The following is a 14,560-nucleotide window of genomic DNA, read 5'->3' as shown; positions in this document are numbered from 1 at the left end:
GGGGATGGCCGCCACGGTGCTCGTCGTCGAGGACGAGAAGGAGATCCGCGAGTTGCTGCGCCGCTATCTGGAGCGGGCGGGCTACGGAGTGCTGACGACCGGGTCGGGCGCGGAGGCGGTACGGCTGCTCGGCGAGCCGGGGATCGATCTGGCGCTGCTGGATCTCGGGCTGCCGGATGTGGACGGGGACGAGGTGCTGCGCCAGGCCCGCGAGCGCGGGCGGGTGCCGGTGGTGGTGCTGACCGCGCGTACGACCGTGGAGGACCGCATCCACGGACTGCGGCTGGGCGCCGACGACTACGTGACCAAGCCGTTCAGCCCGACCGAGGTGGTGCTCAGGGTGGGTGCGGTCCTCCAGCGGGCCGGGGGTACGACGGCGGGGGCAACGTCCGTCTCGTCGTACGGCGATGGACGGCTGCGGGTGGACGAGGCGCGGCACGAGGTCGTCCTGGACGGGGTGGCTGTGGACCTGACGCCCACCGAGTGGGGTCTGCTGACCACGCTGGCATCGGTGCCGGGCCGGGTGTATTCGCGCTACGAGCTGGTCAACCGGGTGCGCGGCTACGAATTCACCGGGTACGAACGGACCGTCGACTCGCATGTGAAGAACCTGCGCCACAAGCTCGGTGAGGTCGGCGCCGGCCTCGTGGTGACCGTGCTGGGCGTGGGCTACCGGCTGGGGTGGGCCCGTGACCCCTGAGCCGCGTTCGGCACGCGCCGGCGTTCGGCCGTCCGGCGGGCTCGGTCCGCTCGGGCGGCGGCTCTTCGCGGCGTTCGCCGTGGTGGCGCTGGCCTCCGTGGCCCTGTTGACGACCGCGGCGCTGGTCGGTACCGGTCGCGGACTCAGCAGTGCCCATCAGGCCGACCGGCAGCGCACCGCCACCCGAGTCGCCGCAGCAGCGGCCGACGCCTACCGGGCCGCGGACGGCTGGACCTCGGCCGATCTGTCCGCGACCCGGTCACTTGCCTCCGGTGTCGGGGCGGATCTCACGGTGCGGGACACGGACGACGAGGTGGTCTCCGGTGGGGCCGGCTCCGGTACCGAGGATGAACATGACATGCCCGGCCCGGGGCAGGGGCACCACGGGCAGGGCATGGGCTCGGGACCCGGTGCGAGCGCGTCCGTAGTGGTCGACGGGAACAGCGTCGGCACAGTGTCGCTGGTCTTCTCGGCAGGGGCCGGATCGGCGGGCCTGTCCATCGCCTGGGGGTGGGTGGCAGCCGCCGCCGTCGGGGCGCTGGCCCTGGCTCTGGTCGTGAGCTGGTTCGTCACCCGCCGCCTGGCCGCACCCGTGGTCCGGGTCGCGGCCACCGCCCGCGCGCTGGCCGCCGGTGACCGCACCGCACGCACCCGCATCGACGCGCCCGGTGAACTCGGCGACCTCGCCCGTGCCTTCGACGCCATGGCGGACGACGTCGGCCGGGCCGAGCAGGCCCGCCACCGGCTCGCCGCAGACGTGGCGCACGAGCTGCGCACCCCCCTTGCCTCGTTGCAGGCGGGGCTGGAGGAACTGCGCGACGGCTACGCCGACCCGTCGGCTCGGCGCTTGGCCTCCCTGCACGACCAGGCGGTGCGGCTGGGCCGCATCGTCGGCGACCTCGGGGAACTGGCGGAGGCCGAGTCGGCCCGGTTGTCCCTGCGTCTGGCGGAGGTGGATCTGACCGCGCTGGCGGTCGCCGCGGTGGCCGAGCGGGAGGCCGAACTGCGCGCCGCGGGACTGACCGTACGCACCGCCACCGGCCCCGCTCCCCTGCTGGTCCGTGCGGACGCGGACCGGCTGCACCAGGCCCTCGGCAACCTGCTGGGCAACACCGCCCGCCACTGCCGCCCCGGTGACACCGTCACCGTCACCACCTCGGCCACGCCCGCCGAGGCGCTGGTCCAGGTGGCCGACACGGGGCCGGGAATCCCCGCCGACGAACTGCCGCACGTCTTCGATCGCCTGTGGCGCGGGGCCCGTACCCGCGCCGAAGGCGGCAGCGGTATCGGCCTGGCCGTGGTCAAGGAGCTGGTGACCGCCCACGGAGGAACGGTCGCAGCGGCCTCCGGGCCGGGCGGCGGGACGCGGATGACCCTCCGGCTGCCCCGGCTCGGAGCACAGGGGCCACGGCCCGTTCACGGCACGGGGACCGAGTCGCGCCTTGCCTGACAGGCAAATACCCCTAGGGGTATTTGACGCCCCACTCCCGGCGGTCGTACCGTCGCTGACAGGAAACCCCCAGGGGTATTTGAGGAGGCATCGGGATGGTCCGTGAAGCAACCGTCGACGAACTCGCGGCCGTCTGGACCGACGGCGGCCTCGTGGTCGACGTACGAGAGCCCCACGAGTACGCGGCCGGGCATGTTCCCGGCGCCCGGCTGATGCCGCTGCACAGCGTGCCCGCCCGGTGCGACGAACTGCCCACGGACCGGGCGGTGTTCGTCATCTGCGCCAGCGGCAACCGCAGCAGGACCGCCGCCGGCTGGATGACCTCCCGCGGCGTCGACGCCCGCTCCGTCACCGGCGGCACCCTCGCTTGGGCCCGCGGCGGCCACCCGATCGCCGCCGGCTCGTCCGAGGGTGCGGCCTGAACCCGTCCGAACCCCGCACCCCGGCCACTCGGGAAGGAGCACCGCCTTGGCCACCACCCCCTCCCCCACCGAGACACCGATCTCCGGCCGTCACCGCGTCGCCGTCATCGGCGGCGGCAGCGCCGGCGTCACCCTCGCGGCCCGCCTGCGCCGCGCCGGCATCAGCGACATCACCCTGATCGAACCCTCCGACACCCACTGGTACCAGCCGCTGTGGACCCTGGTCGGCGGCGGCCAGGCACCCCTGAGCACCACCCGTCGCCCCGAGAGCACGGTGATACCGGACGGCGTGCGCCGGCTCCGCCGCCGCGCCCTCGCCGTCGACCCCGAGGCCCGCACGGTCACCCTGTCCGGCGGCGCCGAACTCACCTACGAGCACCTGGTGATGGCACCCGGCCTCCAGCTCGACTGGGACGGCGTACCGGGCCTGGCCGAGGCCGTCGGGCACGACCGGGTGAGCAGCAACTACGCGCCCGAATACGCCCCGCGCACCTGGGATCTGATCAAGGACATGCGGTCCGGCACGGCCGTCTTCACGCACCCGGCGACCCCGCTGAAGTGCGGCGGCGCGCCGCAGAAGATCGCCTACCTGGCCGCCGACCACTGGCGCCGGCGGAAGGTTCTCGACGACATCCGGATCATCCTGGTCATCCCCGATCCGGCGATGTTCAAGGTACCGGCCTGGTCACAGGTCCTGGAGCGGGTGGCCGCCCGGTACGGCATCGAGGTGCGGCTGCGCTCGGAGATGACCGCCGTCGACGGCGACGCCCGCGAGATCACCGTCGCCGACCACGCGAACGGCACGAAGGAGACCATCGGCTACGGCCTGCTGCACGCCGTGCCGCCGCAGAGTGCGCCCGACTGGGTCAAGGCGAGCCCGCTCGCCGACCCCGCGAGCCCGCAGGGGTTCGTCGCCGCCGACAAACACACCCTCCAACACCCCGCCTACGACAACGTCTTCGCGCTCGGCGACGTGGCGAACCTGCCCACCTCCAAGACGGGCGCGGCCGTACGCAAGCAGGCCCCGGTGGTCGCGGCGAACCTGCTGGAGGTGATGAACGGCCGTACGCCGTCGCACCGTTACGACGGCTACACCTCCTGCCCGCTGGTGACCGCCCGCGACCGGATGCTGCTGGCCGAGTTCGACTACGACCTCAAGCCCACCCCGTCGTTCCCGCTGCTCGATCCCTTCAAGGAGCAGCGCGCGATGTGGCTGTTCAAGCGGTACGGCCTGCCGCCGATCTACTGGCACGGCATGCTCACCGGCCGCCTCTGACCGGTCGGCCCGGGCATCCCCCGATCCGGGCCGACCACCACCGCCCTTCGACAAGGGCGGACCAGACTCTTCTGCATACCCCCCTGGGTATGCGATCCCATCCGACATGGAGGTCACCCGACCATGTTCTTCACCCAGTACTACCTCGACTGCCTCTCCCAGGCGTCCTACCTGATCGCCGACGAGACCACCGGCAGGGCCGTCGTCGTCGACCCGCGCCGAGACGTCTCCGAGTACCTCACCGACGCCGCCGCCCACGGCTTCACCATCGAGGCCGTCCTCAACACCCACTTCCACGCCGACTTCCTCGCCGGCCACCTGGAACTCGCCGACCGCACCGGCGCCTGGATCGGCTACGGACAGCGCGCCGAGGCCGAATACCCCATCCGCAAACTGGCCGACGGCGAACGCATCACCCTCGGCGACGTCCAGCTCCAGATCCTCGAAACCCCCGGCCACACCCCGGAGTCGATCAGCGTCCTGGTCTACGAGCACGCGGGCGACACCGTGCCCTACGGCGTCCTCACCGGCGACGCGCTGTTCATCGGCGACGTCGGCCGCCCCGACCTGCTGGCCTCGATCGGCGTGACCGCCGACGAACTCGGCACGATGCTCTACGACACCATCCAGAACAAGCTGATGGCCCTCCCGGACACGGTGCGGGTCTTCCCCGCGCACGGCGCCGGCTCCGCCTGCGGCAAGAACCTCTCCACCCAGCGCCAGTCCACCATCGGCGAGCAGCGCGCCACCAACTACGCCTGCCGGCCGATGAGCGAGGAGCGCTTCGTTCAGCTGGTGACAGCCGGGCAGCCGTCCGCGCCCGCCTACTTCGTCTACGACGCCATCCTCAACCGCAAGGAGCACGGCCTGTTCGACACGTCCACCGCGCTCCGCCCGCTGTCGGTCGAGGAGTTCATGAAGCAGCGCGCAGCGGGTGCGGTCGTGGTGGACGCCCGCGCACCGCAGGACTTCGCCCCCGGGCATCTGCGCGGTTCGGTCAACGTGCCCGCCGACGGCCGCTTCGCCGAGCAGGCCGGCATGGTCGTCGCCCCCGAGCGGGACATCGTCGTCATCGCGCCCCAGGACCGCGAGGAGGAGGTCGTCACCCGGCTCGCCCGGATCGGCTTCGACAAGGTCGGCGGCTACCTGCGCGAGCCCGAGGGCGCGTTTCCCGCCCTGGCGGACGAGATGGCGCAGGCGAGCCGGCTGACCGCCGACGAACTGCGCCGGCTGCTCGACGGCGAGGAGCCGCCGTTGGTACTGGACGTACGCAACACCGCCGAGCGCGAAGAGGGTTTCATCGAGGGCTCGTTGCACATCCCGCTGGCCGAACTGGCCCGCCGCCAGGACGAGATCCCCGCCGGCTGTCCCCTCGTCGTGCACTGCGCGGGCGGCCACCGCTCCTCCATCGCCGCCAGCCTGCTCCGTCACAAGGGCCGCACCGACGTCTCCGACCTGCTCGGCGGCTACGGCGCCTGGCTAGCCGTGCCCGCGTCCGCCAAGGCGTGACCCACCGCGCTCCGGGCGGCGACCGGAGACACCGGTCGCCGCCCGCTTCCCAGACACCGAGGAACTCCATGACCGCCCACGCCGGCAAACCACGAATCGATCCCTCCGCCCTGCACGAACCGACACGGTCCGGCGAAGGCCCGCGCCTGCTGGACGTCGCCGCAGGCCCGTTCACGCGCGGCCCGGAACACTGGGACCCGGAACGCCAGGTACGCCCGGTCTCCGGGACCGTCGTCCTGGTCAGCGGCACAGCGGGCCTGTTCCTGCCTGGCCCGCACCTGACCGGCACGGCGGTCGGGGCCGGGCCGTCCGTCGCCGTCGCCCTACGAGGCCCGTCGTGATCGCTCTGATCATCGCCGCGTCCCTCCTGATCGGGGCGGGCCTGGGCATCCTGGGCGGCGGCGGGTCCATCCTGACCGTGCCTGTCCTGGTCTACCTCGCCGGAATGGGCACCAAGGAGGCCATCGCCACCTCCCTGTTCGTCGTCGGCGTCACCAGCGCCGCCGGAGTCCTCCCGCACGCCCGCGCCGGACGGGTGCGGTGGCGCACCGGGCTCCTGTTCGGCGTGGCCGGTATGAGCGGCGCCTACGCGGGCGGGCGGCTGGCGGCGCTCGTCCCCGCCACCGTGCTGCTGATCCTGTTCGCCCTGGTAATGATCGCCACCGCCGTCGCCATGATCCGCGGCCGGCGCCGGAAGCCGCAGCAGCCCCGTCGTGAACTGCCCGTCAGCGCCATCCTGTTGAACGGTGCGGCTGTCGGCCTCGTCACCGGACTGGTCGGCGCCGGCGGCGGCTTCCTCATCGTCCCCGCGCTGGCTCTGTTCGGCGGACTGCCGATGCCGGTCGCTGCCGCCACGTCCCTGCAAGTGATCGCCCTCCAGTCGTTCGCGGGCTTCGCCGGTCACCTCTCGGGCACGCACATCGACTGGCCCCTGGCGGCCCTCGTCACAGCGACGGCTGTGGTCGGCAGCCTGCTCGGCGGCCTCCTGGCCGGGCGCATCCCGCAGGACGGACTGCGCAGAGCCTTCGGCTGGTTCGTCGCCGCCATGGGCGTCTTCGTGCTGGCCCAGCAGATCACACCCGGGGTGCGTCACGCCCTGGTGGCGAGCCCCTGGACCTGGTCCATGGCGGCCACGGCCGCCGTGGGCCTGTCCAGCTGGTACGTGCTGCGCCGCTCCGGAGGAACCCGGGACCGGGACGACGCCCCAGACCCTGCCGGCGAGGCCGGAGGCACTCGCATCCCGCGCACCAGGACATGACGTCCGGCCACGCCGCTCGACAGATACCGGTGTCCTGTGGGCATACGCCATGTTGCCTCATGTCGTGTTGCGACTGAGCGAGTCAAGTGACGGACGGGTGGCGGTTGTCCCGGGCCGGGGACGGGGGCGCCCCAGTAGCGGATCGGCCGGTTGCCGGGCAGGAGGACTTGGAGCCACCTGAGAGGGCGCTCGGGCTGCGCGAGCGGCAGCCGACCCTCGGCTGAGCGGGTGCTTCCGGCGGTCGGCGTTCTCGGCGAAGACGCAAGGGCACCCAGACTCCGTATGCCCCGCTCTGCCGGCTGTTCTTCACGTTCCTGGGCAACTGAACTGGGACGAGGCGTCGGAGGAGGACGCCGAGGACTGGCGCCGACAAGGGTCGACGAATCCCGACGACGTAAGTGACCGGGCAGTTTCGCCCGCGGTCGGCACTTCTGGGCCGCGCAGGCAATGTTCGTCCTGGCCCTGCTCCACCTGCGGCGCGGTTCTTCCACGCCTCGTACAAGAAGCCCCGCGAGAGCAACGGGGCCGCCGGTGCGGCGATGTTCCTGCTGACGTTCCTCGCGGTGTTCATGGGCACCGTCCTGAAATGGAGGAATGGTTCGGGGGCGCCTCCATCGCGTGGGTCATCGCGGGCGTTTTGGTTCTGGGCCCTGACCGTCATCACGGTATGCGCGGCAGGGGCTCGGCGCTCCGGGCCTGTGCGGCCTGATGCCGGTGGCTCGCTCCGTCCAGGCGGCGCGGATCCAGGCATTGCTCTCCAGCCGACCCCACACCTGAACCCTACCCCCTCGGGGTATATTGACGAGACGTAACCCGCTCACGGTCCAACGCGGACGGAAGCCATGGCATCAGCCCACCACCGGCCGGGCGGCGCCCACAGCGCCGCACTGCGATGGACGCGCTCTGCCGTCATCGCACTGGTGGCGGCGCTCGCGGTTCTCGTCCACCACGACACGGCCGCCGCCCTCACGCAGGTGCCGGCCGCCGGGGTCTCCGCAACGAGCAGCATGACGGGCATGCACCACGCGGTCGCACCGGCGATGCCCGCCCACACCAGTGGGCACGCCATGGCGCGCGGTGGCACAGCCCCGATCCCGGCCCACGACGATGACGGGGCATGCTCCGGCACCGCGATGCAGCATTGCTCCGCCGCCGGGGTCGACGGCCTGAAGTTCGCACCTCCCCACCAGCCCTGCACCGGCTGCACTCCGGCCTTTCCTCCCGGTGCGACCGCCGGCCGGGACATCCCGGGCACCACCGGTCGGGTGCCACCCGACCTTTCCGTCCTCCTTTCTCGATTCCTGCTGTAGGCCGCGCCCACGGCTGCACGCGCTCACGCGTGCGCCCAGCCGTGCCCGCACACGCGTCGGACAACAGCGATACCGAGAAGAAGGACACCTCCGTGAACAACATCGACCGCCGCTCCGTCCTGCTGGCCGGGCTCGGCGTCACGGGCGCGGGCGCGCTCGCCGCCTGTAGCGGCTCCGGCAGCGCTCCGGCCCTGGTCAGCCCCTCCGGATCGGCCGTCGCCGCCGCCGACAAGAAGCGCACCCGGAGCGGCAGGACCCACGAAACGACGCTGACCGCCACCCAGGCCACGGCCGACCTGGGCGCCCGGATCACGGCCAGGACCTGGGCCTTCGACGGCCGGATCCCGGGCCGGGAGCTGCGCGTGAAGGCCGGTGACACGCTGGCCGCCACGCTGTCCAACCAACTGCCGAACCAGGCCACCACGTCCATCCACTGGCACGGCATCGCCCTGCGCAACGACATGGACGGCGTACCGCCGGCCACCCAGGCGGCCGTGCGGGCCGGACGCGACTTCACCTACCGGTTCACCGCCGACGCTCCCGGCACCTACTTCTTCCACCCGCACGTCGGCGTCCAGCTCGACCGGGGCCTGTACGCGCCGCTCATCGTGGAGGACCCCAGGGAGCCGCTGTCGTACGACGAGGAGTGGGTGGTCGTCCTCGACGACTGGCTCGACGGCGTCACCGGCACCCCCGACGACGTCTTCGCCGAGCTGCGGCACGGCATGGGTGGGATGTCCATGGGCGGCATGGACATGAACGGCATGGACATGAGCGGCGGCATGGACGGTTCCCCGTCCGCCTCCGCATCTTCCTCCGGTGGAGGAAGGGGCATGCAGTTCATGCTGATGGGCGCCGAGAGCCCACTGCTGGGGGGCGATGCCGGCGACGTGAAGTACCCCTATCACCTGGTCAACGGCCGCGTTCCGGCCGACCCGCAGGTCTTCCGCGGCAAGCCCGGCGAACGCATCCGGCTGCGCCTGATCAACGCCGGCAGCGACACCGCCTACCGCGTCGCCCTCGGCGGCCACCAGCTCACCATCACCCACACCGACGGCTTCCCCGTGAAGCACCAGCAGGTCGACGCCCTGCTGCTCGGCATGGGCGAGCGCTACGACGTCCTCGTCACCCTGGACGACGGCGTCTTCCCCCTGGTGGCACTGGCGGAGGGCAAGAACGCCACCGGCATGGCCGTCATCCGCACCGGCTCCGGCAGCATCCCCCCGGAGACCGCCCGCCCCAAGGAACTGGACGGCATGCTCCTGACCGCCTCCCAGTTGCGCGCGGCGGACGACGTCCGGCTGGCGTCGAAGAAGGCCGACCGGGTCCACCGCATCGAGCTGACCGGCTCCATGATGACCTACAACTGGGCCATCAACGGCCGCCGGTTCGACATGGACAACCCGACCGCGCATCCCATCACAGTGGAGGAGGGCCAGCGGGTCCGGCTCGATTTCGTCAACACCACCACCATGTGGCACCCCATGCACCTGCACGGCCACACCTACCAACTCGGTGGCAGCGGGCCGCGCAAGGACACCACCATCGTCCTGCCAAAGAAGACCGTGTCGGTGTTCTTCGACGCCGACAACCCTGGACAGTGGATGCTGCACTGCCACAACGCCTACCACGGCGAGGCAGGCATGATGGCGCTGGTCGCTTACCAGGGTTGACCCCCGCACGCACCACCCGCGCCGGGTGAATTTCCGCGCGGGCCGGCGCCACGGACGCGACGCGCGCACAGCGGATACCGCGGCCGAGGACGGGCCCTCCTCCCTTGGGCGGAGGGCCCGTTTCCGCCGACCGGCACCACCGACACGTCCCGCCTCTTGGTCCTCACGCCACTCGCCATGGTCGCGATCACGACGATGACGCCGGTCCACATGAAAGATCGCCGACGCCGTCCCACTGGCCACCCGCACCAAGACCCAAGAACGGGTCGCCGCCACCGCCCACCGCCGATGACCCGCACGGCCCCCGGCACCTCCGCTCCGAACAACACCGTCAGCGCGGGCCGTGAACCTCGCCGCCGGCGGGGGGCAGCACCGTCTGACTCGCGGAACGGGGTGTGCGGCCGCGGACCGTCCGCGCCAATCTCACCGATCACGTATCTGCACCTGCCGTGGCCGCAGGTGGCCCGGGCAGCCACCGGCGTCCGCCAGGGCGGAACCCTCCTGCGCATCGGGCATGACGCGGTCGATCCGGAGCACGGTCACAGCAGCCCGCAGGATTCGCGTGTGCTGTACACCGCCGAGCAGGTCGTCGGCCTGTGGCGGCCGTACGCGGACATCCTGCGGGCCGAGACGGTCACTCGGCAGGTGACCGACGCCTTCGTCCACGCCCTAAGGCAGTGACACCGTTCCGCGAGGTCACACTGCGGGTCAGGCCGGTGTGCCGGGCCTCGTCGCCAGGTACCAGTCGGTGAGCGACGGACTCGCTGGTGCACACCGGCGTGAAGTGCGCGGCGCAGCCGGACAGCCGGACGGTTCCGTGGGTGGATTCGGCCTCGAAGTCGAGGGGCTGTCGCCGATGAGCGGCAGGCCGGTGTCGGCCACGGGTGAGACGGGCCGGTCGTCGGAGACCCTCCTCTCGGATGATCACGAACTCAGATACCCCGCAGGGTATTTACGGGAATCGTGCCTCCGGAGAGCCGGACGACCGTTCCCGCGCCGCCCCGGCCGAACCGTCCGCGTCCGCACACCCCGCGACGCGTAGGCGAGCAGGGAACAATCCCGGCTCGGACGGCGCTGTCTCATATACCCCACCGGGTATTCGAGCCATGGGCGACGCCCGCCGGGACCGTCGCCGACCCGGCCAAGGAGCGTGAGAACGATGACGACGGCAGGACGCGACCGGCCTCCTACGGCCGAGGACACCACTCTCGTGACCACCTGCGGGCGCACGATCGCGGTGAGCTGCCTGCGGCTCGCAGCCGGGGACCGGCCCATCAGCCGGGTCACCCTGGACGTGGGCCGGGATCAAGGCGGCGAGCCGGGCGCGTGGGCGGCACTCACCCCGGGCGAGGCACGCGACCTTGGCCGCCTGCTCCTGCTGCACGCCGGCCTGGCCGAGCATGGCACCGGGCCCCTCGGGCCGTCACGGCACGATCTCCCTTCCGCTTGACCTACGGACCGAGCGCAACCGTGGGTGGGCGCTGGCGAGGTTCAGTTGGTCGGGCGTCGGGTGTGAGCTGTGATGACGGTGTAGCCGAAGACGGTGCCGATGCCGGGCAGGATCTTGTCCAGGATGCGGGTGAGCGCGTCGATGGCTTCGTCGTGCTGTTGTCCGGCGTGGGTGCGGTGACGGTCGAGGTCGGTGCGGAGGCGATGCAGGGACCGGCTCAGGTGGTCGTCGAGGTCGATGATGCGGGTGGTGCGGAAGCCGGTGGTGTCGAGGAGGGCGAGGAGTTCGGGCAGGGGGGTGATGGAGGAGTGTGCGTGTTCGGCGCGGTCGGGGGCGCGCAGGATCATGTCGCTGATGACGAAAGGGCTGCCGGGGGCGAGGACGCGGTGGATCTCGGTCAGGGCGCGGTGGGTGTCGGGGATGTGGAGCAGGGATTCGACGGCCCAGGCGGCGTTGTACGCGTGGTCGGTGAAGGGCAGGGCGGTGGCGTCGGCGTACTGGAAGCGGGCGAGGTGGTCCAGGCCGGCCCGGGCGGCGTGGTCGGTCGCGATGCGGACCTGGCTGGTGCTGATGGTGATGCCGGTGATCTGGGCGCCGGTGGTGCGGGCCAGGCGGAGTGCGGGGTGGCCGATGCCGCAGCCGATGTCGAGGACGTTCCGTCCCGGGTGAGGGTCCAGTTCACGCAGGAGCAGGTCGGTGAGGCGGTCTCCGGCTTCGACGACGGAGGCGAGCGGGTCTGTCGGGTCTGCGGTCGTGTCCGTGGGCGTATGCGTGTCTGGCGGTGGGGGGCTCTCGGGCCACAGTCCGATGTGGAAGTTCCCGCCCCAGAGCTGTTGGAGGAGGGGGGTGAGCAGGTCGTAGTACGTGCCGACGTCTCCGGACGCGGTCATGGCCGGTCTCCCTCTGAGGGCGGGGCGGGGTCCAGGGTGATCCTGAGGCTGGTCGGGGTGGTCATGGTCGGTCCGTTCTTGACGGCGCGCAGTCCGGGGTCGGCGCCGGTCAGGCGCAGTCCGGGGGTGCGCAGCAGGCGGGCCAGGGCGATGGGGAGTTCGAATTCGGCGAGGGCCGCGCCGGGGCAGCGGCGGGTTCCGGTGCCGAAGGGGAGGTAGTGGGTGCCGCTGGGTCTGTGGTCCAGGAAGCGTTCGGGGGCGAAGCGTTCGGGGGCGGGGTAGAGGTCGGGGCGGTGGTGGATCAGGTGGATGGCGGGGACGAGTTCGGTTCCGGCGGGGTACTGGTGTCCGGCTCGGCCGGGGTTCTCGGGTACGACGCGGGCCAGGCCGGCCGGCACGACCGAGCCGTGCCGGAGAGCCTCGGCGCAGACGGCGGTGAGGTAGGGAAGCCGGGCGATCTGTTCCGGGGAGGGTGAGGGGGTGACGGAGCTGACCGGTTCGTCGAGTTCAGCGTGGACCTGCCGCCGGATGCCGGGGTGGAGTTCGAGTTGGTACAGGGCCCAGGCCAGGGCGCTGGCGGTGGTGTCGTGGCCGGCGATGAGCAGGGTCATGATGTGGCCGCGGATGTGTTCGTCGCTCTGGGCGGGGGTGCTGGTGGCGAGGTGGTGCAGCAGGTCGGTCCGGCCGGAGTGCGGGTCCGCGCGGGCGGTGGCGGCCTCCTCGCCGACCAGGGTCTGGAACTCCCGGACGGGGCGGGCGAGGCTCTGCAGCAGGTCGGCGGAGCCGGTGTCCGGGCGGGCGGCCGGCTCGTACATCAGGTCCATGATCTCGGTGAGGACGTGGACGCAGTTCTCCTGGCGGGCGGCTTCCAGCGGGCCGAAGGCGACGCGGACGATCAGGCGCAGGGTGATCTCGTGGGCGAGGCGGATCAGCGGCAGGGAGCGGCCTCGCAGGCGCTGTACGACGGCGGTGACGATGGAGTCGAGTGCGGGGCCGAGGGCGCGGACCCTGTCGCCGTGCAGGGGAGGCGCGAGGAGCAGACGGACGGCGCGGTGGGCTTCGCCGGTGAGGTAGGGCAGGGCCTGGGGGCCGATCACGGGGCGGAAGTAGAGGGTGCCGCGGGCGCCCCAGTCGGTGCGGTCCGCGATGAACAGCCGGCGGACTTCCGCGGGATCGCTGACGTAGACACGGGGCGGGGCGCCCTCCGAGTGCAGGGTGAAGACGGGGCCGTAGGTGTGGGCGTACTCCGCCCAGGCCGCCAGTTGGCGTTCGCTCTCCATGGCGTGCAGTTCGGCGGCGGTGAGCCGGGGGCCGTCGGGCAGGCCGGAGGCGGCGTGGTGGCGGGGGCAGCCGGAAGAGGCGGCGGCAGTCGTCGCGCGGCGGGACGCTTCCTCGCTCACCGCAGTGTCCTCGTGGGAGGGGCCGCGAAGCCCTCGGCCCGGGATGCGCTGTCGGGCAGGGCGTCCGGTTCGGTGTAGCGGCCGCAGGTGCGGTGATAGGCATGGTTGCCGCGCACCATGTCCAGATAGCCGTCCGCGCACCGCATCGCGTCCCGCACGGTCGGGCCGTCCAGGCCGGCGGCCCTGAGCTGGCCGGGGAGATCGCGGTAGGCCGACCGGATCCGTTCCGCGTCCTCGGTGATCATCTCGTCGGCGCGGGACGCGGCCTGCGCGGGAGACATGCCGTGCCGATCCTCCAGGAGCAGGACGACGCTGTGAACATCGCCCATGGTCCGCTCCCGGTCCGCGGAGGCACGGTCGTTGCACAGGGCGGTGATGTCGCAGGCCGCGGCGGACAGGGCGCGGAAGGCGGGCAGGCGGTGCACGGCCTCGGGCAGGTACACGCCGACCGCGATCTCGCACAGGTCCAGGTACCAGGGCAGACCGTAGGAGTCGCGCCGCCGTTCGCGCAGCTCCGCCAGAGCGGGCCGGCGCCCGGCGGTACGGTCGACGACCTCTGCGTAGATGCCCCACATCCAGTCGGCCATATGAGCGTGGAAGCGGGCCGTCCAGCCGACCGGGCGCCCTGATTCCAGGGAGCGCCGCAGGTCGGCCGCCGCACGAGTCATCGCGTCGTCGGTATCGCGGACGGTGACGCGGCCGGGCTCCGGAATGGGGGCAAGGGCGCCGAGGATCGCGGTGACAGCCGCCGCACAGGCAGCCGGGTCCGTCCGGGCGGGCCCGGAGTCGAACTCCTCGTCGATCATCAGGGACCAGCCCGCGACCCTGCTCAGGAGCCGGATCGCCTCCTGGGGGGCCTCGGGGTGGAACAGGCCGATGCAGTGGGCGACCCGCGCACGGTGCAGAGTTGCGCGTGCGCCCGGTGCACGGCACAGCCCGAACCCGTCGAGCCATCGGCGCATGTCCTCTTCGGCTGCGGCGGCGGCCGGGTGCGGGCGGATCGACACGGGAAAGAGGGTGTCCGGCTCGTGTGCGGTCATGGTCATGTCCTCGTCTCGTCGCCCGGGGGCGGTCCGGGCCGGATCCGACCCATGCCGTGCACCGCGTCCCGGACCGGGCGTGGCGATGGCGCACGGCCCAGAGTGTCCTCTCCCCCGCATCTGCGGGATAACCCTGCCGCGGTCGCCGGACGAGGCGTTGGGAGGTGCGTGAAAGCGCGTAT

14 protein-coding genes are annotated in these 14,560 nt (G+C 72.1%); 11 read left to right on the top strand and 3 right to left on the bottom strand.

All coding sequences use genetic code 11. The features are described 5' to 3' along the window. The first annotated feature begins 4 nt into the window (after nt 1–4). The 11 genes from J8M50_RS25705 to J8M50_RS25655 all read left to right on the top strand — a co-directional run bounded on the left by J8M50_RS25705 (nt 5) and on the right by J8M50_RS25655 (nt 11,048). Nucleotides 5–700, top strand: coding sequence for a response regulator transcription factor (locus tag J8M50_RS25705; protein ID WP_010360018.1), 696 nt, complete (start codon nt 5–7; stop codon nt 698–700). Further along, on the top strand, nt 690–2,150 hold the full coding sequence (locus J8M50_RS25700) for a HAMP domain-containing sensor histidine kinase (RefSeq protein ID WP_010360019.1): 1,461 nt from the start codon (nt 690–692) through the stop codon (nt 2,148–2,150). The genes J8M50_RS25705 and J8M50_RS25700 overlap by 11 nt, the downstream gene beginning before the upstream one ends. Nucleotides 2,151–2,245: 95 nt before the next feature. Continuing rightward, nucleotides 2,246–2,572, top strand: a complete 327-nt coding sequence (locus J8M50_RS25695) for a rhodanese-like domain-containing protein (RefSeq protein WP_010360020.1) — start codon at nt 2,246–2,248, stop codon at nt 2,570–2,572. Between the two features lie 46 nt (nt 2,573–2,618). Beyond that, complete coding sequence (locus J8M50_RS25690; protein ID WP_010360021.1) at nt 2,619–3,848, top strand: NAD(P)/FAD-dependent oxidoreductase; 1,230 nt, start codon at nt 2,619–2,621, stop codon at nt 3,846–3,848. Between the two features lie 123 nt (nt 3,849–3,971). After that, nucleotides 3,972–5,357, top strand: a complete 1,386-nt coding sequence (locus tag J8M50_RS25685) for an MBL fold metallo-hydrolase (RefSeq protein ID WP_010360022.1) — start codon at nt 3,972–3,974, stop codon at nt 5,355–5,357. Between the two features lie 68 nt (nt 5,358–5,425). After that, complete coding sequence (locus tag J8M50_RS25680) at nt 5,426–5,698, top strand: hypothetical protein (RefSeq protein ID WP_010360023.1); 273 nt, start codon at nt 5,426–5,428, stop codon at nt 5,696–5,698. Then, nucleotides 5,695–6,615, top strand: coding sequence for a sulfite exporter TauE/SafE family protein (locus J8M50_RS25675; RefSeq protein ID WP_010360025.1), 921 nt, complete (start codon nt 5,695–5,697; stop codon nt 6,613–6,615). The genes J8M50_RS25680 and J8M50_RS25675 overlap by 4 nt, the downstream gene beginning before the upstream one ends. Before the next feature lie 842 nt (nt 6,616–7,457). Then, entirely contained in the window at nt 7,458–7,925 is a 468-nt protein-coding gene (locus J8M50_RS25670; protein ID WP_029184624.1) for a hypothetical protein, read from the top strand. A 92-nt stretch (nt 7,926–8,017) separates the two neighbouring features. After that, nucleotides 8,018–9,598, top strand: coding sequence for a multicopper oxidase family protein (locus tag J8M50_RS25665; RefSeq protein ID WP_029184625.1), 1,581 nt, complete (start codon nt 8,018–8,020; stop codon nt 9,596–9,598). 459 nt (nt 9,599–10,057) lie between these two features. Then, nucleotides 10,058–10,279, top strand: coding sequence for a hypothetical protein (locus J8M50_RS25660; protein WP_141655661.1), 222 nt, complete (start codon nt 10,058–10,060; stop codon nt 10,277–10,279). A gap of 478 nt (nt 10,280–10,757) precedes the next feature. Then, the gene (locus J8M50_RS25655; RefSeq protein WP_010360030.1) at nt 10,758–11,048 is read left to right on the top strand and encodes a hypothetical protein; all 291 of its coding nucleotides are present in this window, start codon (nt 10,758–10,760) and stop codon (nt 11,046–11,048) included. Nucleotides 11,049–11,089: 41 nt separating this feature from the next. Here the strand turns inward: J8M50_RS25655 and J8M50_RS25650 are convergent, their stop codons facing one another. Genes J8M50_RS25650 through J8M50_RS25640 form a run of 3 tightly spaced genes read right to left on the bottom strand, consistent with a single transcriptional unit; the run spans nt 11,090 to nt 14,378 of the window. Further along, complete coding sequence (locus J8M50_RS25650; RefSeq protein ID WP_010360031.1) at nt 11,090–11,938, bottom strand: SAM-dependent methyltransferase; 849 nt, start codon at nt 11,936–11,938, stop codon at nt 11,090–11,092. Further along, on the bottom strand, nt 11,935–13,338 hold the full coding sequence (locus J8M50_RS25645) for a cytochrome P450 (protein WP_010360032.1): 1,404 nt from the start codon (nt 13,336–13,338) through the stop codon (nt 11,935–11,937). The genes J8M50_RS25650 and J8M50_RS25645 overlap by 4 nt, the downstream gene beginning before the upstream one ends. Then, nucleotides 13,335–14,378, bottom strand: a complete 1,044-nt coding sequence (locus J8M50_RS25640; protein WP_029184626.1) for a terpene synthase family protein — start codon at nt 14,376–14,378, stop codon at nt 13,335–13,337. The genes J8M50_RS25645 and J8M50_RS25640 overlap by 4 nt, the downstream gene beginning before the upstream one ends. Nucleotides 14,379–14,560: the final 182 nt, after the last annotated feature.

Origin of the sequence: Streptomyces acidiscabies, assembly GCF_020010905.1 — a bacterium.
GTDB lineage: Bacteria > Actinomycetota > Actinomycetes > Streptomycetales > Streptomycetaceae > Streptomyces > Streptomyces acidiscabies.
This window is presented reverse-complemented; position numbering and strand designations above follow the sequence as displayed.